The 20,651-nt window shown below is 62.8% G+C and carries 18 protein-coding genes and 1 pseudogene; 11 read left to right on the forward strand and 8 right to left on the reverse strand.

Features of this window, described 5'->3' with window-relative positions; all coding sequences use genetic code 11:
* Position 1: 1 nt before the first annotated feature.
* The 8 genes from IPK17_RS19975 to IPK17_RS20010 all read right to left on the reverse strand — a co-directional run bounded on the left by IPK17_RS19975 (position 2) and on the right by IPK17_RS20010 (position 10,833).
* Positions 2-1,693, reverse strand: a complete 1,692-nt coding sequence (locus IPK17_RS19975; RefSeq protein WP_343419462.1) for a citryl-CoA lyase — start codon at positions 1,691-1,693, stop codon at positions 2-4.
* A complete protein-coding gene (locus tag IPK17_RS19980) occupies positions 1,677-3,230 on the reverse strand; it encodes an ATP-grasp domain-containing protein (protein WP_343419463.1) in 1,554 nt (517 codons plus the stop codon). The genes IPK17_RS19975 and IPK17_RS19980 overlap by 17 nt, the downstream gene beginning before the upstream one ends.
* Positions 3,227-5,302, reverse strand: a complete 2,076-nt coding sequence (locus IPK17_RS19985) for an ADP-ribosylglycohydrolase family protein (RefSeq protein WP_343419464.1) — start codon at positions 5,300-5,302, stop codon at positions 3,227-3,229. Before IPK17_RS19985 ends, IPK17_RS19980 begins: the two co-directional genes overlap by 4 nt.
* A 153-nt stretch (positions 5,303-5,455) precedes the next feature.
* Positions 5,456-6,751, reverse strand: coding sequence for an ABC transporter substrate-binding protein (locus IPK17_RS19990; protein ID WP_343419465.1), 1,296 nt, complete (start codon positions 6,749-6,751; stop codon positions 5,456-5,458).
* 47 nt (positions 6,752-6,798) lie between these two features.
* The gene (locus IPK17_RS19995) at positions 6,799-7,689 is read right to left on the reverse strand and encodes a carbohydrate ABC transporter permease (RefSeq protein ID WP_343419466.1); all 891 of its coding nucleotides are present in this window, start codon (positions 7,687-7,689) and stop codon (positions 6,799-6,801) included.
* Between the two features lie 7 nt (positions 7,690-7,696).
* Entirely contained in the window at positions 7,697-8,641 is a 945-nt protein-coding gene (locus tag IPK17_RS20000) for a carbohydrate ABC transporter permease (protein ID WP_343419467.1), read from the reverse strand.
* On the reverse strand, positions 8,634-9,797 hold the full coding sequence (locus IPK17_RS20005) for an ADP-ribosylglycohydrolase family protein (RefSeq protein ID WP_343419468.1): 1,164 nt from the start codon (positions 9,795-9,797) through the stop codon (positions 8,634-8,636). The genes IPK17_RS20000 and IPK17_RS20005 overlap by 8 nt, the downstream gene beginning before the upstream one ends.
* 28 nt (positions 9,798-9,825) lie before the next feature.
* Positions 9,826-10,833 (reverse strand): LacI family DNA-binding transcriptional regulator, encoded by a 1,008-nt coding sequence (locus IPK17_RS20010; RefSeq protein WP_343419469.1) that lies wholly within the window; start codon positions 10,831-10,833, stop codon positions 9,826-9,828.
* Between the two features lie 345 nt (positions 10,834-11,178).
* Between IPK17_RS20010 and IPK17_RS20015 the strand changes: the two genes are divergently transcribed.
* The 11 genes and pseudogenes from IPK17_RS20015 to ureC all read left to right on the forward strand — a co-directional run bounded on the left by IPK17_RS20015 (position 11,179) and on the right by ureC (position 20,640).
* The gene (locus IPK17_RS20015) at positions 11,179-11,724 is read left to right on the forward strand and encodes a GNAT family N-acetyltransferase (RefSeq protein ID WP_343419470.1); all 546 of its coding nucleotides are present in this window, start codon (positions 11,179-11,181) and stop codon (positions 11,722-11,724) included.
* Positions 11,725-12,047: 323 nt separating this feature from the next.
* Positions 12,048-13,313 carry an urea ABC transporter substrate-binding protein gene (urtA, locus tag IPK17_RS20020; protein ID WP_343419471.1) on the forward strand — a complete coding sequence of 422 codons (1,266 nt, stop codon included), beginning with the start codon at positions 12,048-12,050 and terminating at the stop codon, positions 13,311-13,313.
* 82 nt (positions 13,314-13,395) lie between these two features.
* Complete coding sequence (gene urtB / locus IPK17_RS20025; RefSeq protein WP_343419472.1) at positions 13,396-14,322, forward strand: urea ABC transporter permease subunit UrtB; 927 nt, start codon at positions 13,396-13,398, stop codon at positions 14,320-14,322.
* 13 nt (positions 14,323-14,335) lie between these two features.
* Complete coding sequence (gene urtC, locus IPK17_RS20030; RefSeq protein WP_343419473.1) at positions 14,336-15,160, forward strand: urea ABC transporter permease subunit UrtC; 825 nt, start codon at positions 14,336-14,338, stop codon at positions 15,158-15,160.
* Entirely contained in the window at positions 15,096-15,419 is a 324-nt protein-coding gene (locus IPK17_RS20035) for a hypothetical protein (protein ID WP_343419474.1), read from the forward strand. Before urtC ends, IPK17_RS20035 begins: the two co-directional genes overlap by 65 nt.
* A gap of 269 nt (positions 15,420-15,688) precedes the next feature.
* Positions 15,689-16,438, forward strand: a complete 750-nt coding sequence (urtD, locus tag IPK17_RS20040) for an urea ABC transporter ATP-binding protein UrtD (protein WP_343419475.1) — start codon at positions 15,689-15,691, stop codon at positions 16,436-16,438.
* Between the two features lie 8 nt (positions 16,439-16,446).
* Positions 16,447-17,155 (forward strand): annotated as a pseudogene (urtE, locus tag IPK17_RS20045) (urea ABC transporter ATP-binding subunit UrtE).
* A gap of 3 nt (positions 17,156-17,158) precedes the next feature.
* A complete protein-coding gene (locus IPK17_RS20050) occupies positions 17,159-18,004 on the forward strand; it encodes an urease accessory protein UreD (protein ID WP_343419476.1) in 846 nt (281 codons plus the stop codon).
* Positions 18,005-18,292: 288 nt separating this feature from the next.
* Positions 18,293-18,595, forward strand: a complete 303-nt coding sequence (locus IPK17_RS20055; protein ID WP_343419477.1) for an urease subunit gamma — start codon at positions 18,293-18,295, stop codon at positions 18,593-18,595.
* Between the two features lie 6 nt (positions 18,596-18,601).
* Complete coding sequence (locus tag IPK17_RS20060; RefSeq protein WP_343419478.1) at positions 18,602-18,919, forward strand: urease subunit beta; 318 nt, start codon at positions 18,602-18,604, stop codon at positions 18,917-18,919.
* A 2-nt stretch (positions 18,920-18,921) separates the two neighbouring features.
* On the forward strand, positions 18,922-20,640 hold the full coding sequence (gene ureC / locus IPK17_RS20065; protein WP_343419479.1) for an urease subunit alpha: 1,719 nt from the start codon (positions 18,922-18,924) through the stop codon (positions 20,638-20,640).
* Positions 20,641-20,651: the final 11 nt, after the last annotated feature.

Consider the following 20,651-nt stretch of genomic DNA (forward strand, 5'->3'; position numbering starts at 1 on the left):
GTCACTGTCCATCGTACTCATGATCGGTCGGGTGAATGCGGCGCATGGGGCGCTCGCGTGTCTGCTCTTCGTAAACGTGCGCGACTAAGCCCGGTACGCGCGCCATCATGAAGAAGGTGTTGCCCAGTTCAATGGGGATGCGTAAATCCAGCAGCACCGCCGCCATCGCGCCGTCCACATTGATCGGCAGCGGCTTGCCGGACTGCCGCGCCCACGCATCGCGCAGCGCGGCGACCATCGTCACGGCCTCCCCGGCGACGCCCGCTTCGGCGGCAAGATCGAGCAGGCGAGCGGTGCGCGGATCAGCGGTGTGGATGCGATGACCGAAACCGGGCAGGCGAACTTTCGCCGCGCGCTTGGCTTCGACCAGTTTATCCGCGGCAGCTTCCGGCGTCAGATTGTCCGCGCGGGCGAGATCGAGCGCGGACTGAATCAGGCGCATGCAGTCTTCGACCGCGCCGCCGTGGTGCTTGTTGATGCTCAACAGCCCGACTGCGACCGCCGCATTGATCGGCGCGCCCGTGCTGGCCGACGTCCGCGCCGCCAGCGCCGACGGCGGACTCGCGCCGTGATCCAGCGAGGAGACGAGCAGCGCATCGAGCAGCCGCCCGACCGGTTCGGACGGGAGATCGCCTGTCAGCGCGAGATAGATCGCCTGACTGAAGGAGACGCGCCCCATCAGCTCGTCGATACGCTGCCCGCGCAGGCGAATCTCATTGGGCTTGATGTCGGTGATCGCCGTCTTCCAGTGCAGACTCGCCTCATCGGGTTCCGGTTTGCTCACGGGGACGACCTTTCTCGGCTTAACGATGCTTGCCGTCACCCGCGGAATATCCGCGAACGACTCGACGATGTGCGCGCCGACCTCGCGCAGGCGCGCGACTTTGCTGGCGTGCGTGCCGCGGTCGCCTTCGATGATCGCGCCCGCATGGCTGAAGCGCGTCCCATTTTTCGCCGCCTTCCCGCCGATATAAGCGATCAGCGGCTTGGTGAACGCCCCCGACTCGATCAGCGCGGCGGCGGCTTCTTCCTGCGACGTGCCGATCTCACCGAACATGACGACCGCTTCGGTTTGCGGATCGGCCTGAAACAGCTTGAGGACTTCGGCGTGCGGCAGGCCGACGATGGCATCGCCGCCGACGTGCACGAGCGTCGATGCGCCGATGCCCGCTTGGGCGAGATAGTAGGCGGTGCTGGTCGTCATGCCGCCGCTGCGGCTGGTCACACCGACCGGTCCGGGGAAGAACCAGTCTTTCGCGCTGGCCGCTTGCCCGCCCATCATGCCGAGCACGCCTTTGTCCGGGCTGAGCACGCCGAGCGTGTTCGGGCCGATAAACTGCGCGCCCGCCGCCCGCGCCGCGCTGTCGATTTCCAGCACATCGTAGATGGGCACGCGATCCGGCACGATCACGAGGAGCTTGACGCCCGCGTCGATGGCTTCGAGCGCCGCATTTTTGACGAGCGCCGCGGGCACAAACAGCACGCTGATGTCGATGCTGCCGACCGCTTCCCACGCGCCGCGCACTGAGTCGAACACGGGGACGCCTTCGGCATCTGCGCCGCCTTTGCCGGGGGTCACGCCCGCGACCACCTGCGTATGGTAGCCGCGCATCAGCCGCGCGCGGGTTAGACCTTCGCGCCCCGTGATGCCCTGAATGAGGACGCGCTTGTCGGGATCAATCAGAATGGACATCGTTGCCCCCTACATCCGGCAGTCCGGCGATGGGCAGGAAAATGCGCCCGCCCCGGTTGCCCAGGAAATGGCATTCAACCTCACACGCCAGACATTCGGTGCAGCCGCCTTTTTTCGCTTGTTCCGGCGCAATGTTGAGCACGGGAACATCGTTGACGAGCGAGAGGATGTGCGGGACGCAGGTTGTCACGCAGGCTTTGCTGACACAGGTGCGGCACACGGCATGATCATAGGTCACCGTGCCGCCCGTGACGGTCGCGAAGCTGTACGGCTCCTGCGGCGCGAAGGGCGGGCGCGGCGGCGGATTTTCGGCAGGGGTATAGCTGTCTACTAGGGTTTGCAGTCGCTCCACGCAAAAATCGGGCGAGTCGTCGCGGCCATACGCCTCGATGGGTGCGGGGAAGGCCCCGTTCGCACGCAGCAGAATGGCTTTCGCCTGATCTTCGGCGTTGCCGCCCACGCGTAGCACCGCCGGGACGTTCAACTGCTCGTCCATGAACGCCTTGACCAGCCCGCGCGCCGAATGGAACTGTTCCTGACTGGCGACGCCGCTCCCGCCCGCGTAATAGCCGTCAATATCGCGCTGGCTGAGGATGATGCGCGCCGCGCGGTAGACTTTGCTGGCGGGCGGGTTGCCGCTGGTATCGACAAAGTTGGCGATCTTGAAGTCATGGGCGAGCAGCGCATCCATGTTCATCATGCTGCCGCCGCCGCCCGCGCCGTGAAAGCCGATCACGCGCTCGCCCTTGCGGAAGTCGGTCTGCATCTGAATGAAGTAGAACGTCCCGCGATAGTCGTGCTTCTCGACGTTCCACGCGATCTTTTCGAGATCGGTCGGCGGGCGGTCGAACTCACGGGCGATCTCAATGCCGAGATCCGGGTGGCGGTAGACGGCGTAATCGTCAATCGTGAAGCGGGCATCCAGCGCGACCAGTTCGCCGCTCGCGGTGAGCGCCAGCGGGTTGATCTCCGCGGTGCGCGCTTCGTACGTCCGCGCCGCCGTGTAGAACTTTGGCAGGAACGCGGCAAGCTGGGTCTGCAAATCGCCGTCAATGCCCGTGCGCCGCACGAGATCGCGCGCCTCAAATTCGCGCAGGCCGAGGCGAATATCGACCACCTGCCGCGCGACCTGGTCGGGGTGCTCCGCCGCGATCACTTCGATGCCTGTGCCGCCTCGACTGCTGAAGATCACGACCGGGGCGCGCGCCGCATCGTCGACGATCACGCCGACGTAGAATTCGCGCGTCAGCTTCAGCCGCTCCTCGACCAGAATCCGGTCGACGCGGAAGTTGCCCACCTGTCGCCCCAGAAGATCGGCAGCGATGGCGGCGGTTTCGTCGGGCGAGTCGGCGAAGTGAATCAGGTTTTGCCCGGCGCGCCCGGTCACCCACGCCTGCGCCTTGATGACGACCGGGCCGCCGATGCCAATCGCCAGCAGGCGCGCCTCATTCGGCGTGGCGACCGCCGCGCCTTTGGGCACAGGAATGCCGAACTGCCGCAGAATTTCTTTGCCTTGGTATTCGTGTAAACGTGTCATGTTGGTGTCAACCGAACTGATTCGAAGCGGGTGTGGCCGCCGTGCCACGTCGATAAGCCGATTTGCCCGTGCTGGTAATCGCGCAGATCATCCGCCCACGTGAGCGTCTGCGCGGCGCCATCCGGCGCAGTGACCGTCGCCGTCAGCGTGTTGTTTTTCACAGTCAAACGCAAGGTATAGCGGGTGTTGGACTGCCATGCGAACGGCGCAGTCGCGACTGGCTGATAGGTTTTGTCCTTCTTGTACAAGGCGACGCAGCCATTCGGCGCAAGCCCGAAGGCATAGCTCCGCAGCGCGCCCTGCACGCGCACATGGATGTTATGATGGTCACCGATTAGCGGCACGAGCGCCACTTCGAGCGCGTAATTTGACCACTCGATATCCCCAGAATACGACTCGCATTCCCCGACGCCGCTGCCGTGATACGCGCCGTCTTCCAGCCGCCAGTAACCGCGCAGGCGCGTCCATTGGCTGATGCCGCCGGATTCAGGACGTTCCTTGGCGAACGTGGTGGTGTAGCTCGGCGGGCCACCCCAATCGAGCCAGCGGAGCTGAACCGATCCGGTCTCCCACACTTCGCCTAAGTTGTGCAGCACGATGCCCACTTCTGAGAAGCACGCATCGCTCAGCGTCGGAGTCGAGAAGTTCAGCGACTGCCATTCTCCCGGCGTAAGCGGAACGGCCTGTGCCTGATGATTCGCGCCTGAATGGTCGTCGTGGACATAGATCGCTGCATGGATTGTATCGGGTGCCTTTTTATTGATCCGCACCCGGGCTTCGATCACTTGACCGGGCGCGATCAGCGGCGTGAAACAGGCTTCGTAGAAGTTGCCGCTCAACTCGGAGGGGCGGTAATACGTGCACGTGAAGACGCGAATCTCGCCTTTTTTGTTGAGCTTGCGGATGCTTGTGCGCAGCGCGCCCGCGTGATTCCGCCAGATGGATCGCGCGTCCGCGTTCGCCGCGCGCTGAGAAATTGTTGGTCGAGCCGGGGTAGCGGAAGTGGTAGCGGGGCGCCGCCCCTGGGAGAACCTTTCGCCGTCTGCGTCTTTCGCTAAACTGACGAACAAGTCGACGCACTGGGGAATCGTCAGCAGGTTGCGCGTGCCGATTAGGCTCGACGCGATCAGCAGGTCGTTGATCGGGATGCGCCACGACTCGTCGATGCCCTCGACGCCGAGCGCCGTCCCCATGATCGCGCCGACGTTGCCGACATTGCAGTCGGTATCCCACCCGCACATGTTGGTGATTTGCAGCGTGCGCGAAAAATCGCCGCCGCCGTAGAGCAAGCCGAGCGCGATCACGCCGGCGTTCGGGATGATGTGCACCACGCCACCGTAACGGTCATAGCCGAAATGCGCTTTGAGGTGGGCAAAGGCCGCGCGCCAATCATCCGGGTGCTCACGGTGCCAAGCGATCATGGCGTGGATGACGCGGGCATAGTCGCTGTCCGCCGGAATGAGCGACAAACCCGTTTGCAGCAGCTTGAGCGGGTCGCGTTCGGTGAAGGCGGCGCTCACCAGCCCGGCGATGAAGCGCCCGCCGTAAATGCCGTTCCCGTCGTGGGTGACGCTCGCCGCTTTGGCCGCCAGATCCGCCGCGCGAGCGGGATTGTTCGGCGCGACCCAGCCCCAGCTGTCGCTGAAAATCTGCCCGCCGATCTGCTCGGCGACCGTCGCGCCGTTCTGCGCGATGGAACCGGAGCGTGGCGCGGGGATGCTATTGGCGAGGTTCAGGTAGGCGGTGTGCTCGGTCGAGACGCCGTAGCCGCCCCACCAGAAGGTGCCGTGCTGGTCCCCGAGGTAGTTGAGCAGCGTGTCGCCGAACTGCTGCGGTGTGGGGTCGGGACCGTAATCCTGCAGCGCGCGGATCAGCACCATCGGCACGGCGGTATCATCGTCCGGCTTGAAGATTTTGCCCTGATCCTCGCGGACGTAGGTGGTCAATTCGCCGAGGTTGTCGCGGATGTCCTCATACGTCCAGTTCTCGATGGGCGCACCGAAGCGCACGCCGATGCACTTGCCGAGCCAGCCAGCATACACGCGATTTTCGTAATCCGGGGGAAGGGTCATAGGGTCACATTCATACAGAAAACACCATTATTGGTGGCGTTGAAGGGGGAGAACATCTCTTCGTTCCCTCACCCCAAACCCCTCTCCCTAGGGAGAGGGGAGCAAGTCCCTCGCCTTTAGGAGAGGGATATAGGGTGAGGTTTGTATCTAGACTTACGAGCCTTCAGGCAGCGCCGAATAGCTGTCGTCGAGGCAGGCTTGCGCCGTCGCGGTTGCTTCGGTCATCATGGCTTCGAGATCACGTTCGCCGCCTTCAATCCAGCGGGTGCGCACGTCGCCGAGCGCCGGGTACACGCAGTCAAAGAAGAACTGGCTGCGCAGGTAGTTGGGCGTGAGCGTCGAGTTGACGAGTTGATCATAGGACACGCTCTTGATCGGGTCGGTGTTCCAGCCGAGTTCTTCCCAGATCGCTGGGCCATTGGGCGTCCACACGCCAGCTTCCGCCGCCATACGCTGGGCTTCGGGGCCGGTCAGGTATTCGATCAGCTTCCACGCGGCGTCCTTGTTGTCGCTGCCGCTCCACATGTAGTACATGTAGGAATCTGCCCACGGGACGACCGCGCTGTCGGCGGTGAAGCTCGGCGGCGCGACCACGCCAAAGTTGATGCCCGATTCCAGCAGCGCGGGGATTTCCCAGTCGGAGACCGTCTGCAGCGCCACGTCGCCCGACATGAACGTCTGCTCGCCGAACTGCTCGCCCATTGAGGCGGGAGTCGCCACCTGATCTTCGGTCACGAGACCGAGGCACCAGCCCATTGCCGCGATGGCTTCCGGCGTGTCCATGTAACCCGTGACCGTGCGGCCATCTTCGCTGGTGAGTTCCGCGCCGAGATTGAACGAGAACGGCGACCACATCAGGCAGCCTTCGCCGCCTTCAATGCCACCCACGCCATAGATGCCGTTGTCGACATCGGTCAGCGCGATGGCGGTCTGCCGGAAGTCCTCGACCGTCCAGCCCGCCTCGGGGTAGGCCATGCCCGCCGCGTCAAAGATGTCCTTGTTGTAGGCGATGAACCCGGCGACGGCATCGCGCGGCGCGCCGTACGTGCGACCCTGATACACACCGCGGCGAGCGGCGCTCTCAAACCAGCCCGCGTCCACATCCGATGCTTCGAGGTAGGGGGTCAGGTCTTCGAGGAAACCCTGCGCGGCGATATCCGGCGCGTAGTAGTGATACCAAACGTCCGGGCCTTCGCCCGCTGCAATCGCGGTCAGCACGCGCGTGGCAAAGCCACGGCTCGGATACAGTGAAATGGCGACCTGCGTGCCGGGGTTGGCGGCTTCAAAGGCGCGCGCCATCTGGAAATGCAGTTCGCGTGTGGCGGCGGTATCACGGCCACGTTCCGTCGCCCACCAGTTGATGATGGTGACGGGCTGGTCCTGCGCAGTAATGCCCAGAGCCGGAATGAGGAGCACCAATAGCAGTACGAACACAAAAGTCTTCTTCATCTTGTTTCCTCCAGAATAGCCTTTCTTGAGTGACGAAAAATTGCCCATTAGCCTTTCAACCCTTCAATAGCGATGCCTCCAATCAACTGGCGTTGCGCGAAAAAGAACAGGAGCAGCGGCGGGATCGAGGCCATCAGTGAGCCCGCCATGAGCAAGTTCCAGTTGGTGTCGCGCACATCCTGGAAAAAGCTCAGCCCCAGCGAGATGGTGAAGAGATTCGGGTCGTTCAGGTAGATCAGCGGCTGGAGGAAGTCGTTCCACACGCCGACGAACGTGAAGACCACCACCAGCACGAGCGCCGGACGCGAGAGCGGCAGAATCACGTGCCAGAAGACCTGCAGGCGGCTCGCGCCGTCGATGTAGGCGGCTTCGTCGAGGTCGAACGGGATGCTCATCATGTACTGCCGCACCATGAAGATCAGGAACGAACTGCCCGTGAACGCCGGAACGAACAGCGGCAGGTAGGTGTTCACCCAGCCGAGCCGCGAGAACAGGATGAAGCGCGGCACGAGTGTGACATGATACGGGATCATGAGCGTGGAGAGCATGAGCAGGAACAGGATGCTGCGCCCGGGAAAGCGCAGCCGCGCGAAGCCATAGGCGACCAGCGTCACGGCGAAGAGTTCGCCGACGATGTTGAGCGCGACGAGGATCACCGTGTTGAGGATGAAGCGCCCGAACGGCACTTCCTCGAACACGCGGACGAAGTTATCCCACGCCATCGGGTTGGGCACCCATTCCGGCGGCAGCGCGAAGGTTTGCTCCGGCGTTTTGAGCGCGGTCGCCAGCATCCAGTAGAGCGGCAGCACCAGCAGGCAGGCGACGGCGATCAGCGTGGCGTAGCCGAGCACTTTTTCGATGGTCTCGACCTGCTTCGGCGTCAGGCGCATGGGCTGGGCGGGCGCGCGCCCGCGGTCGTACGATTGAGTTGCAGCCATAGTCATGTCACCTGTTCGTACTGCGGTCGGTTTCGTAGTGCACCCAGTAGCGGGAACTGCGCAGAACCGCTACGGTCACCACGAGGATGAAGATCGTCAGAATCCACGCCAGCGCCGAGGCGTAACCCATGCGCAGCGTGACGAAACCCCGGTTGTAGACGTAGAGCATGTAGAACAAGCCGGATTGCAGCGGCCCACCGTTCGCGCCCGCCGCGATGAACGCGGGCGTGAAGGTCTGGAACACGCCGATCAAGCCGAGCACGAGCTGAAAGAAGATCGTCGGCGAGAGCAGGGGCAGGGTGATGCGGAAGAAGCTCTGCCAGCGGTTCGCGCCGTCGACGGTTGCGGCCTCGTACATGACTTCAGGGATGTTTTGCAGCCCCGCGAGATAAATGATCGAGGTGCCGCCCACGCCCCACAGCGCGATCATGATCAGACTCGGCAGGATGGTGGCCGGGTTTTCCAGCCAGTTGGGGCCTTGCGCGCCAAACCAGTTGAGCACCGTATTGATCACGCCGTAGCGCCCGTTGAGCATCCACACCCACACGAGCGACGCCGCCACCGAGGGTACGACGTAGGGCATGTAGTAGAGCGTGCGAAACACGCCGATGCCGCGCAGCTTCTGATTCATGAGCAGCGCCAGCCCGATCCCGCAGATCACTTCCAGCGGCAGGTAAAACAGCGCATACGTCAGCGTGACCTGCACCGCTTTCAGAAAGCGCGCATCGCTGGTGAAGATGTCGACGTAGTTGTCCAGCCCGACCCACGTCGGCGCGCCGACGATGTTCCACTGCGTGAAGCTGAGGATGAACGAGGCGATGATCGGCCCGACGAAGAAGACGATGAAGCCGATCAGCCACGGTGAGATGAACAGATAGCCGGAGATCGCCTCTTTGCGGCGTTCGCGGCCCAGGCTCGCCCACGCGGCGAACAGCGGAATCCGGCTAACCATGCGGCACCCGTCCCATCTGCGCCGCGAGTTCGGCTTGCCGCCGCTGCGCGCGCTGATATTCCGCGGCGTATTCGCGGATGAACAATTCGTAGAGGGCATGGGCGTTGGCGTCGAAGTCGATGCGGTTGCGCAGCGCGATCTCGCGCGCCCAGTAGTCGGGCAGTGCCCGTTTGCCGCGCAGCGCGCCGATGATCGCGCCGACCATCCCAGCAATGCTGTCTGAGTCCCGCCCATAGTTGACCGCGCCCAAGACCGCTGTGCGGAAATCGCCCCGCGCCACCACGAGGAAGGCCAGCGCGATCGGCACTTCTTCAATCGCGTGGTATTGGCTCGGATACCCGCCCACACGGTCGATCTCGTCGACGCCGCCGCGGACAGTGTCGAACGGCTCCATGGCCGAGCGCAGGGTGTGCTGAATGAGCAGGTCGTCAGTGGTGTCGAGGGTGCGGGCGGCGGCGATCACCGCCTCAAGCGCGCTCCGGGTGCCGTCTTTGGCGAGCCGCAGCGCCGTCGCGACGATGCTGTCCACCGAGGCGGGCGGGCGCACGGCTTCGGCGACGCACGCCGCCATGATCGCCGCCGCTTCCAGCCCATACGAGTACTGGTGCGCGCTGAAGATGTTGAGCGCCCGCTGATAGGCGAGGTCAGGATCACACGCGTTCATGAGGCCGACGGGCGCAGCATACATCGCCGCCCCGCAGTTGACCATGTTGCCCATGCCCCCTTCGCGCGGGTTCACCCCGGCGAGACGCAGGCGCAGCAGCAGGTATTTTTCCGGGTAAAACAGCCGCTCGATGAGGAGCATGTCGCGCTGATATTCGGGCACCCAGATCGGCTTATCGAAGATTTCCGGCACCAGATAGGTCGCCATGTCGTGCGCGTCGAGGTGGCCTCCTTTCGCCAGATAGGCGCGACAGAGCGCCTGCACCATGAGCGAATCGTCGGAGACGCGTCCGTCGCCCTTGTGCCGCCCGTCGGGCTTGGGCGCGAAGGGCGGCGCAAAATCTTCGACGCGCCCGCCGAAGCGTTCACGGATGGCGGCGGGCGTGCGCCATTCGGTCGACGTACCTAAGCCATCGCCAATCGCCCCGCCGACGAGACAGCCCGCAAACTTATCCTCCAAGTCAGAAATGAGACCGATTTCATTTTGTTGCATGCAAGAATACCTTCCCGAACAACTGCGTTTAATTGGGTGGTGCGGTGGAGCTGCGCAGCACCAGCGTACAGGGCAGCAGGGTGTGGCGCGGCGCTGAGATCGGCGTGCCGTTCATGCGTTCTAATAAATACTGCGCCGCGACCAAGCCGATGTCATATTTGGGCTTGGCGATGGTCGTCAGCGGTGGAAAGGCGGTCGCGGCGGCGAAGATGTCGTCCATGCCGATAATCGAGAGCTGCTCCGGCACGGCGAGCTGCGCGGCCTGCGCGGCTTGCAGCGCCCCGAGGGCCAGAATGTCGTTGACGGCAAAGACGGCGGTCGGCGGCTGCGGCTGGGCGAGAATTTGTTTGAGCGCCTGATACCCGCTCTCCTGCGAGAAATCCGTCTCGATCATCAGCTGCGGGTCGACGGTCAGGCCGTGCGCTTCCATGAGCCGCGTGTAGGTGTTGAGGTGCGTGTGCGACTTGCGGCGGCGCAGCTGCCCGGCGATGATGCCGATGCGGCGGTGGCCGAGTTCCAGCAGGTGTTCCAGCGCTCGGCGTCCCGCCGCCGCCGAATCGCTGCTCACAGTGTCGAAGTCGGGGAACGAATCGCCCGCGGCCAGCGCTACGACCGGCAGGCGCAGCTTGATCAGGTCGGAGTTCAGCGTCCCCGTCGGGTTGATGATCAAGCCGTCGAACTGCTTCTGACCCATGCGCCGCAGGTGCGTTTGTTCGCGTTCGACATTCCAGTCGTTGTTCAACAGCACGACCGTGTAACCCGCTTCTTCCAGCTTGTCCTGAATCCCCCGCGCCACTTCTGGCCAGAAGGGGTTGGTGATATCCGGTATCGACAGCGCGATCATGTAGGTGCGCGCCGACCGCAGACTGCCGGCAATCGCGTGTCGCTCATAGCCCAACCGCTCGACGGCCTCGTAGACGCGCTGGCGGGTCTCTTCACGAATCGGATCACTGCTGCCACTGACCACGCGCGCAGCCGTCGCCTTGGAAACTCCGGCAAGCTGGGCGACTTCGCGTAGGGTGGGGCGTTTCTTCATCGTCAGCCTAATGAGACCGATATCATTACAATCAAAGTAATCCAGCAGTTCGTTCCTGTCAAGTCATCTCTAGTGGTTTTGCACAAATTTCGCCCCGTGAGTCGTCGCACCGACAGGTTGAGCTGTCGATTCGGAGACCCGCGCCGCCGCGCGTGCCACTCACTGGACAGCACGCCGCGCCTGCCCTATACTGACTGTGTCCGAACGAATTGACGAAGGGTGCCTGTGTTCTCTGTGTTGGTGAATTAGAACAACCTCAGGCGATGTCACTGCCTGATGCCCCTGCATGAGCGCCACGCTGATGCAGATTGTTTGGTTTACGCAATTACAGGAAAGGAACACGCCATGTTTACGGCGCTTTTCACCAGTCAACGCCTGCGTTTGGCCGCTCCCCAACCCGAAGATCAAGCCACGTTTGCCGCGTGGACGCAGGATGACGAGTATATGCGTCTGCTCGACGACGACCCGGTGCGCCCGCAGTCGGCGGCGACTTTCAGCTCGTTTGGCGATGCGACCCGCTCCGACGACTACTATTTTCATCTGCGCACGCTCGATGGCGATCACTTGATCGGCTTTGTCGTGCTGTTCAACCTCAAGTGGCGCAACCAGACAGCGCAGCTCGCCATCGGGATTGGCGACCGCGAGTACCGCGGGCAAGGTTACGGGCAGGAAGCCCTCCATCTCATTTTGCAGTATGCCTTTGTCGAACTGGGGCTGCGGCGGGTGAGCCTGACTGTCTTGGATTACAACACCCGCGCCATCCACGCTTATGAGCGCGTTGGCTTTCAGCGCGAAGGGATAGAACGGCGCGCGATCTGGCGGAACGGACGCACGTTTGATCTGCTGCACTACGGCATTCTCCGCGAGGAATGGCACCCCCCAACTGAGTAGTAGACTGGGGCTGGCAGCGGTTGATCCGTCTGCCAGCCCCGGCAAGTTACGATCAGATCCACCACTCTAGAGCACTGATGTGTGCAGTGTGCCTAAGCTATGAGTCGTTTGTGCAACTTGTTATATTTAATCGCGCGTGGTCTCGCGTAAGTGGGCACGTGGATCACATCTGACTTTTTGCAAAGTGCCTAAGCAAGTCCTTCGTGCATTTCACCAAACGCCAGCCTGCAAACGTTGTCACATCCATCTATATGTTCGCGGGATCGCTCAACGGTAGCATAAGCGTCGAGACCTGCAACTGCATCCACCAAGGACAAGATCATATGCGCACCAAAAACGGCTTGTTGAGCGCAAAGCCGCTCATCTGGGTATTTGTCTTGGCAATTCTCGCCTTTGGCATCGCGCCAATCAGCGCGCAAGATACGATCAAAGTGGGCATTCTGCACTCGTTGAGCGGCACGATGTCGATCAGCGAAACGACCGTGCGCGATTCGACGCTGATGGCGATTGAAGAGATCAACGCGGCGGGTGGCGTGCTCGGGCGGATGATCGAACCGATTGTCGAAGATGGCGCGAGCGATTGGCCGACCTTCGCCGAAAAAGCGGGCAAGCTGCTGCTCGAAGATCAGGTGGCGGTGATTTTCGGCTGTTGGACGAGCGCCAGTCGCAAGGCCGTGCTCCCGGTGGTGGAAGCCAACAATGGCCTGCTCTTCTACCCGGTGCAGTATGAAGGGTTGGAAATGTCGCCGAATATCGTCTACACGGGCGCGACGACCAACCAGCAGATCGTCCCGGCGGTGGAATGGCTGCTGAGCCAGGGCAAGACGCGCTTCTTCCTGCTCGGTTCCGACTACGTGTTCCCACGCACCTCGAACACCATCATCCGCGCGCAGTTGGCGGCGGCGGGCGCGGAAGTCGTCGGCGAAGAATACGTCCCGCTCGGCGGCACGGAATTCAGCTCGATCCTGCTGCGCATTCAGGAAGCCGCGCCGGATGTCATCTTCAACACGCTCAACGGTGACAGCAACGTGGCCTTCTTCAACCAGTATGCGGACGCGGGGTACACCGCCGAAACGCTGCCCACTATGTCGGTGAGCATCGCGGAAGAAGAAGTCACAGGCATCGGCGTGGAGAACGTCCTCGGTCACTACGTGTCATGGAACTACTACCAGACGGTCGACAGCGAAGTCAACGCGGCGTTTGTGGCCGCCTTCCAGGCGCGCTATGGCGAAAATCGCGTCACCAGTGACCCGATGGAAGCCGGGTACTTCGGCGTGTACCTGTGGGCAGCGGCGGTCGAAGCCGCGGGCAGCACGGATGTCGACGCGGTGCGCGCCGCCATCAACGCGGGCGGCATCGGCACGGAAGCGCCAGAAGGCTTCGTCGAACTCGACGGCCTGACACAGCACACCGTCAAACCCGTGCGCATCGGCATCATCCGCGAAGACGGTCTGATCGACACCGTGTTCGAGACCGAACCCGTCGTCCCCGATCCGTACCTGTGCGGCTACGAGTGGGCGACCGTGCTCAGCCGTCCGGAAGGCATCTGCGCTGACTGGGTGGTGCCGGAAGCGACTCCGTCCAGCTAACCCAGCAGGTTCTGGCGACTATGCAGCGTGCTTCTGCCTCATTGTGGGCAGAAGCACATTTTGGTTTCTACAGGGGATGCAGATGAATATCCTGATTTCGCAGTTGTTTACCGGATTGAGCATCGGCTCGATCCTGCTGCTGACCGCGCTCGGGTTGGCGTTCTCGTTCGGGTTGATGAAGGTCATCAACATGGCGCACGGCGAATTCATCATGGTCGGCGCGTATGTGACCTATTTCTTCCAGCAGTTTCTCGCCGTGCCGCTGCGCGGCGCAGATGGTCAGCGCGAAGGGCTGGTGTTTGTGGTCTCGATTGTGGCGGCGTTCCTGATCACGGCGGCGTTGGGCTACCTGCTCGAAGTCACCGTGATTCGGCGTTTATATGGGCGTCCGCTCGATACCTTGCTGGCAACTTGGGGCATCGGGCTGATCTTGCAGCAGGTCGCGCGCAGCTATGACCCGCGCAACGTGCCGGTCACCTCGCCCGCGTGGCTGGATGGTCGGCTGGTGGTCGCGCAGGGGATCGGCTTTCCGTACGCGCGCCTGTTCATCATTTTGCTGGCGGTGATCTGCGTGATCGGCGTGTACTTCTACCTGTACCGCACCTCCAACGGGCGGCGCACGCGCGCGGTCATGCAGAACCGCGAGATCGCGGCCTCGCTCGGCGTAGCGACGCGGCGCGTCGATGCGTACACGTTCGCGCTCGGCACGGGGCTGGCGGGCGTCGCCGGGTCGGCGCTCACGCTCATCGGGCAGATCGGGCCGCAGTTGGGTACAGGCTACATCGTGGATGCGTTCATGGTCGTGGTGCTCGGCGGTGTCGGTAGCCTGCCGGGGACGATCCTCGCTGCCATCGTGATCGGGACGCTCAACCCGATCTTCGAGATGTACATCTCGTCGGCGGGCTTCGACTCGGCGGCGTCACTCGGCAAGGTGCTGGTCTTCGTCGTCATCATCGCCTTCCTGCAGTTCCGTCCGAACGGGCTGCTGGCACTGCGCTCACGTACGTGATGAGGGAGACACGATGTTGAAGCATCTCAATCTCCACACCCTGGGCGTGATCGTCGTCGCGCTCATCATGATTTTCGTGCTGCCCGCCGCGATCTCGCCGTTTCAGATCAATCTGCTGGGGCGCTTTTTGACCTATGCGATTGTCGCCGTGGGGCTGGACCTGATCTGGGGCTACACGGGCATGTTGAGCCTCGGTCAGGGCTTGTTCTTCGGGTTGGGCGCGTACTGCTTCGCCATGTACCTGAATCTCGAAGCGGCGGGCACGCGCATGCCGGAATTCATGGGCTTGTACGGCGTGACCACGCTCCCGGCGTTGTGGCAGCCGTTTTATTCGCCCGTCGTCGCGATTCTGCTCGCGGCGGTCTTCCCGATGATCATCGCCGGGCTGCTCGGTTACATGATCTTCCGCAGCCGCATTCAGGGCGTGTACTTCTCGATCATCACGCAGGCGCTGACGGCCATCGTCGCGCTCCTGCTCATCGGGCAGCAGCGCTTGATCAACGGGACGAACGGCATCACCGAAATGCGCACCATTTTTGGCGCGCCGCTCGCCACGCCGGACACGAAAGTCGCGCTGTATATCGCTTCGGTGATCGTACTGGCGGTCGTGTACCTCGGCGCGCGGCTGCTGATCAAGTCGCGCTTCGGACGGCTGCTGGTCGCCATCCGCGATGACGAAAACCGCGTGCGCTTTATGGGCTACAACCCGGTGCTGATTAAGACGCTGGTGTTCATGCTCTCGGCGGGGATCGCGGGAATCGCGGGGGTGCTGTTTGTGCCGCAGGTCGGCATCATTTCCCCAAGCAGTTGGACATCACCGCCTCCATCGAGATCGTGATCTGGGTGGCGGTCGGCGGGCGGGCTCACTGATCGGCGCGATCCTCGGGGCGCTGCTGGTCAATACGGGCAAAAGCGCGATCAGTACGGCGCGCCCGGATATCTGGCAGTTGATCATGGGCGCGCTGTTCGTCGGCGTGGTGCTGCTGTTCCCGAAAGGACTGGTCGGCTCCATCAGCGACGGGATCGCGCGGCTGCGGTCGAAGCCGGGGGATGCGCCCGTCGCGCTGGAAGCGGTCGAAACGCCGACGGTGGTGTAAGACGACCCCACCCCCGGCCCCTCCCCGAATTCGGGGAGGGGAGACAGCAGGTTCCTGAATTTGTTGGGGAAGGAAACCAGATGCACCAGCGACGCGCTGCGGTGTGCTCACGGGACGGCCAGAGGCCGTCTAAGGTGGCGCAGAAGGAGACAGTCCGAAATGATAAGACTGTCCTAGCGTGAACTGAATTCGGGGGTCGGACGCGCTTCTGCGCGTCCCTACAAGTGAATTTTGAGCGGGTCGGATAGGATGATGAGGAGGAGCACGCAATGACCGATTACATCATGGATATGCAGAACGTGACGGTGAGCTTTGACGGCTTCAAAGTGCTGGACAGCCTGAGCTTCAATATTCGCTATGGCGAACTGCGCTTCCTGATCGGCCCGAACGGCGCGGGCAAATCGACGCTGCTGGACATCATGACGGGCAAAACCCGCCCCGATCAGGGCAAGGTGATCTTTGATCAGAAGCTGGATGTCACCCGCGTCACCGAACACCAGTTGGTCAAGCATGGCATTGGGCGCAAGTTCCAGACGCCGAGCGTGTTCAACAGCCTGACCGTGTATGAGAACCTCGAAGCGGCGCTCGGCTTCAAAACGCCTGTCATCGGCCTGAGCCGTAAGCTGACGCCGGATCAGCACGACGTGATCGAAGAGACGCTCGTCAACACCAACCTCATGACGCAGCGCAACGTCGCGGCGGGTATACTCTCGCATGGGCAGAAGCAGTGGCTAGAAATTGGCATGCTGCTGGTACAGTCGCCCAAGCTGCTGCTGCTCGACGAGCCCGTCGCCGGGATGACGCGGCGCGAACGCGATCACACTGGGGAACTGCTGCACCGCATCGCGGAAGGCCGCTCGATCCTCGTGGTGGAACATGACATGGTGTTCGTTCGCCAGTTCGCGACCACGGTCACTGTGCTGCACATGGGCAAACTGCTGTGCGAAGGGTTGGTCGACGAAGTGCAGGCGAATGAGCGCGTGGTCGAGGTGTATCTCGGACACCGGCACGCGGCCTAGGGGGGAGTATGCTGGCTGTCAACGGGCTGCACGTGTATTACGGGCAAAGCCGCATCATCGACAATGTGGATCTGGAAGTTGCGCCCGGCGAAGTCGTGTGCCTGATGGGGCGCAACGGCGTGGGCAAAACGACCATGCTCAAGGCGATCATGGGCATTCTGAAGGCCAAGCAGGGCACGATCCGCTATGAGGGGCAGGAGATCACGCAGCTGCCGCCGCACAAACGCGCCGCGGCGGGTCTCGGCTACGTGCCGCAGGGGCGGGGCATCTTCCCGCATCTGACCGTGTACGAAAACCTTGCTGATGGGCTTTGAGGCACTGAGCGGCAAGGCGCGCAATGGATCGCCGGAGGCGCTGGAGGAAATCTACGCGATCTTCCCCGTGCTCAAGCAGATGGGCGGGCGCGTCGCGGGGACGTTGAGCGGTGGGCAGCAGCAGCAGTTGGCCATCGGTCGCGTGCTGGTGCGCAAGCCGCGCTTGCTCCTGCTCGACGAACCGACGGAAGGCATTCAGCCCAACATCGTGGAGGAGATCGAAGACCTGATCCGCTCACTGCGCGATCAGGGGCAGATCGCCATTCTCCTGATCGAGCAGTTTCTCGATTTCGCGCTAGGCATTGCGGATACGTGTTACGTGATGCAGAAGGGCGTGATCGTCTCGCACGGGAAGGCGAACGAACTGTCACCGGATATTATCCGCGAACATCTGTCGGTCTAGACGATGTCGCTGCACAGTATTGGTCGTGAAGGCGAACTGCGCCTGAGCTTCGCCCGCCGGGGCGAACGAACGATCCTCGCCGAGCAGTATTCGCGCCCACCGTTACAGGTGATGCGCGCGATACCAGACGCGGCGGGGATTTTGTGCGTCTATCTGCTGAGTCCGACCGGGGGCGTGGTGCAGGGCGACCGCTACCGGATTGATCTGGAGATCGGCGACGAGGCACGCGCGCTGTTCACCACGCAGTCGGCGACGAAGATCTACCGCATGCCGGAGGGCTGTGCCGAACAGGTGACGACCATCACCGCGCGGCGCGGCGCGTTCTTCGAGTATGTGCCAGATGCGGCGATCCTCTTTGCCGATGCGGATTACCATCAGCGCACCGAGGTCACGCTCGAAGCGGGGGCGTTGGCGCTGCTCTACGACATCGTCATGCCGGGGCGCCTGGCACGCGGTGAACGCTTGCAGTTTCGGCGCTTCGCCAACCGCACGCGGGTGAGCGATGCGCGCGGGCTGCTGGTGTACGACGCCGCTGATATTCAGCCCGCGCAGCTCGATTTGGACGCGCTCGGTCGGCTGGAAGGCTACCCGTGTTGGGGGAGCGCGACGCTGGTCGGGGATCTCGCAGCGTGGGGACTCGACGCGGCGGCGCTGGCGACTGAGACGGCCGCCGCGCTCAGCCAACTACCCAAGCGCGACGGCATCGGCGGGGCGTCACTGCTGGCGCGGAACGGCCTCAGCGTGCGCGTGCTCAGTCAGCGGTTGGAGACGATCTACGAGGCATTTTCGGCGCTGCGCCTGCGCGTGCGCGACTTGTGTCTGCACTCGACTGCGCCGCTGCGGAAATAGTGGGATTCCCCTCACCCCCGACCCCTCTCCCACGCAAGCGGGGAGAGGGGAGGTACGGCGAGCGCTGTTGTCTCCCCTCCCTGAATTCGGGGAGGGGCCGGGGGTGGGGTCAGCAACGGACGCGCAGAAGCGCGTCCCTACGAAGCAAGTCTTTTTGGGGATGATGCATGCCCCGTCCTGAATTCTGGAGAAGGATAGGGCAGAGGACAAGGCACGCCTTCGTCCCTACACGGCACTGGCTGCGGGCAGAGGATTCGGGAACAAGGCTCATTTATAGAAAGGCAGGCTATGAACTTATCACCGAGAGAAAAAGACAAGCTGATGATCTACGTGGCCGCGATGGTGGCGCGGGATCGCCGCGCGCGGGGGCTCAAGCTGAATCACCCGGAGGCGGTGGCGCTGATTACAGCGGAAGTTTTGGAGGGCATTCGTGACGGGCGCACCGTCGCGGACTTGATGCAGTACGGCAAGACCATCCTCAAGCGTGAGGATGTGATGGAAGGCGTGCCGGAGATGATCCCGGAAATTCAGGTGGAAGGCACGTTCCCCGATGGCACGAAACTCGTCACGATTCATGAACCGATCCCGTGAGGCGCTATGATTCCCGGTGAATACTTTCTGGCTGACGACGACATCCTCGCCAATGCGGATCGCCCTGTGATCACGCTGCTGGTGGCGAACACGGGCGACCGACCGATTCAGGTGGGGTCGCATTTTCATTTCTACGAAGTCAATTCCGCGCTGACCTTTGACCGGGACGCGGCCTATGGCATGCGCCTGAACATCGCTTCCGGGCTGACCGTGCGCTTTGAACCCGGTGATACCAAAACGGTCGAACTGACGACCATCGGCGGCACGCGCACGATCTACGGCTTGAACAACCGCGTGAACGGTCCACTGGACAAGGAGAGCTAACTATGCCGCTGCGCATTCCACGACACGTTTACGCTGATCTCTACGGCCCGACGACGGGCGACCGCGTGCGCCTCGCCGATACCGACCTGATCATCGAAGTTGAGGCGGATTACACGCATTACGGCGACGAAGCCAAGTTCGGCGGTGGCAAAACACTGCGCGACGGCATGGGGCAGTCGGCCGATGTCACGCGGGCGGGCGGCGCGCTCGATCTCGTCATCACCAATGCGCTGATCATCGATCACTGGGGCATTGTCAAAGCGGATGTCGGCATCCGCGATGGCAAGATCGCCGCGATTGGCAAGGCGGGCAACCCCGGCGTGATGGATGGGGTGACGCCCGGCATGATCGTCGGCGCGGCGACCGAAGTGATCGCTGGCGAAGGCATGATCCTCACGGCGGGCGGCATCGATTCGCACATCCATTTCATCGCCCCGCAGCAAAGCGAAGAGGCGCTGTCGTCTGGCATCACGACGATGCTCGGCGGTGGCACCGGCCCGGCGACCGGGACGAATGCGACCACCTGCACCCCCGGCGCGTGGAATCTGTACCGCATGCTCGAAGCCGCGGACTCGTTCCCGATGAACCTCGGCTTCATGGGCAAGGGCAACGCGTCGCTGCCCGACCCGCTGCGCGAGCAGATCGAAGCGGGCGCGATTGGCCTCAAGCTGCACGAGGATTGGGGCACGACGCCCAACGCGATCGACAACTGCCTGTCGGTCGCGGAGGAATATGATGTGCAGGTGGCGATCCACACGGATACGCTCAACGAGTCGGGCTACGTCGACGACTCGATTGCCGCGTTCAAAGGCCGCACAATCCATACTTTCCACACGGAAGGCGCGGGCGGCGGACATGCGCCGGACATCATCAAGGTGTGCGGCGAGCTTAACGTGTTGCCGTCGTCCACCAATCCGACGCGCCCATTCACGGTCAACACGATTGACGAACACCTCGATATGCTCATGGTGTGCCATCACCTCAGCCCGTCGATCCCTGAGGATTTGGCCTTCGCTGAGTCGCGCATCCGCCCGGAAACCATCGCCGCGGAAGACATTCTGCACGATATGGGCGCGCTCAGCATGATGTCCTCGGATTCGCAGGCGATGGGGCGTGTGGGCGAAGTCATCATGCGCACGTGGCAGACCGCGCACAAGATGAAAGCGCAGCGCGGCAAGCTCCCGCTCGACACCGATAAGCACGACAATTTTCGCGTCAAACGCTATGTCGCCAAGTACACCATCAACCCGGCGATTTCGCATGGGCTGGCGGCGTATGTCGGTTCCGTCGAAGTCGGCAAGCTGGCCGATCTCGTGCTGTGGCGTCCGGCGTTCTTCGGCGTCAAGCCGGAGCTGATCCTCAAGGGCGGGTTCATCGCCTACGCGCAGATGGGCGACCCGAACGCCTCGATCCCCACGCCGCAGCCCGTGCACGGTCGCCCCATGTTCGGCGGTTATGGCCGCGCGATTCACAGCACGTCGGTGACGTTCATGAGTCAGGCGGCGGTCGAGCGCGGCGTGCCGGAAGCGCTCAAGCTGGGGAAGATCATCGCGCCCGTGTCCAACTGCCGCGGCCTGACCAAAGCGCACATGATTCACAACGACTTCCTGCCCAACATCAGCGTGGACCCGGAAACGTACGAAGTCCGCGTGGACGGGCAGATCATCACGTGCGAACCGGCGGCGTCGCTGCCGCTCGCGCAGCGGTATGTTCTGTTTTAGACGTCGACCCC

This window comes from Candidatus Flexifilum breve (assembly GCF_016713355.1).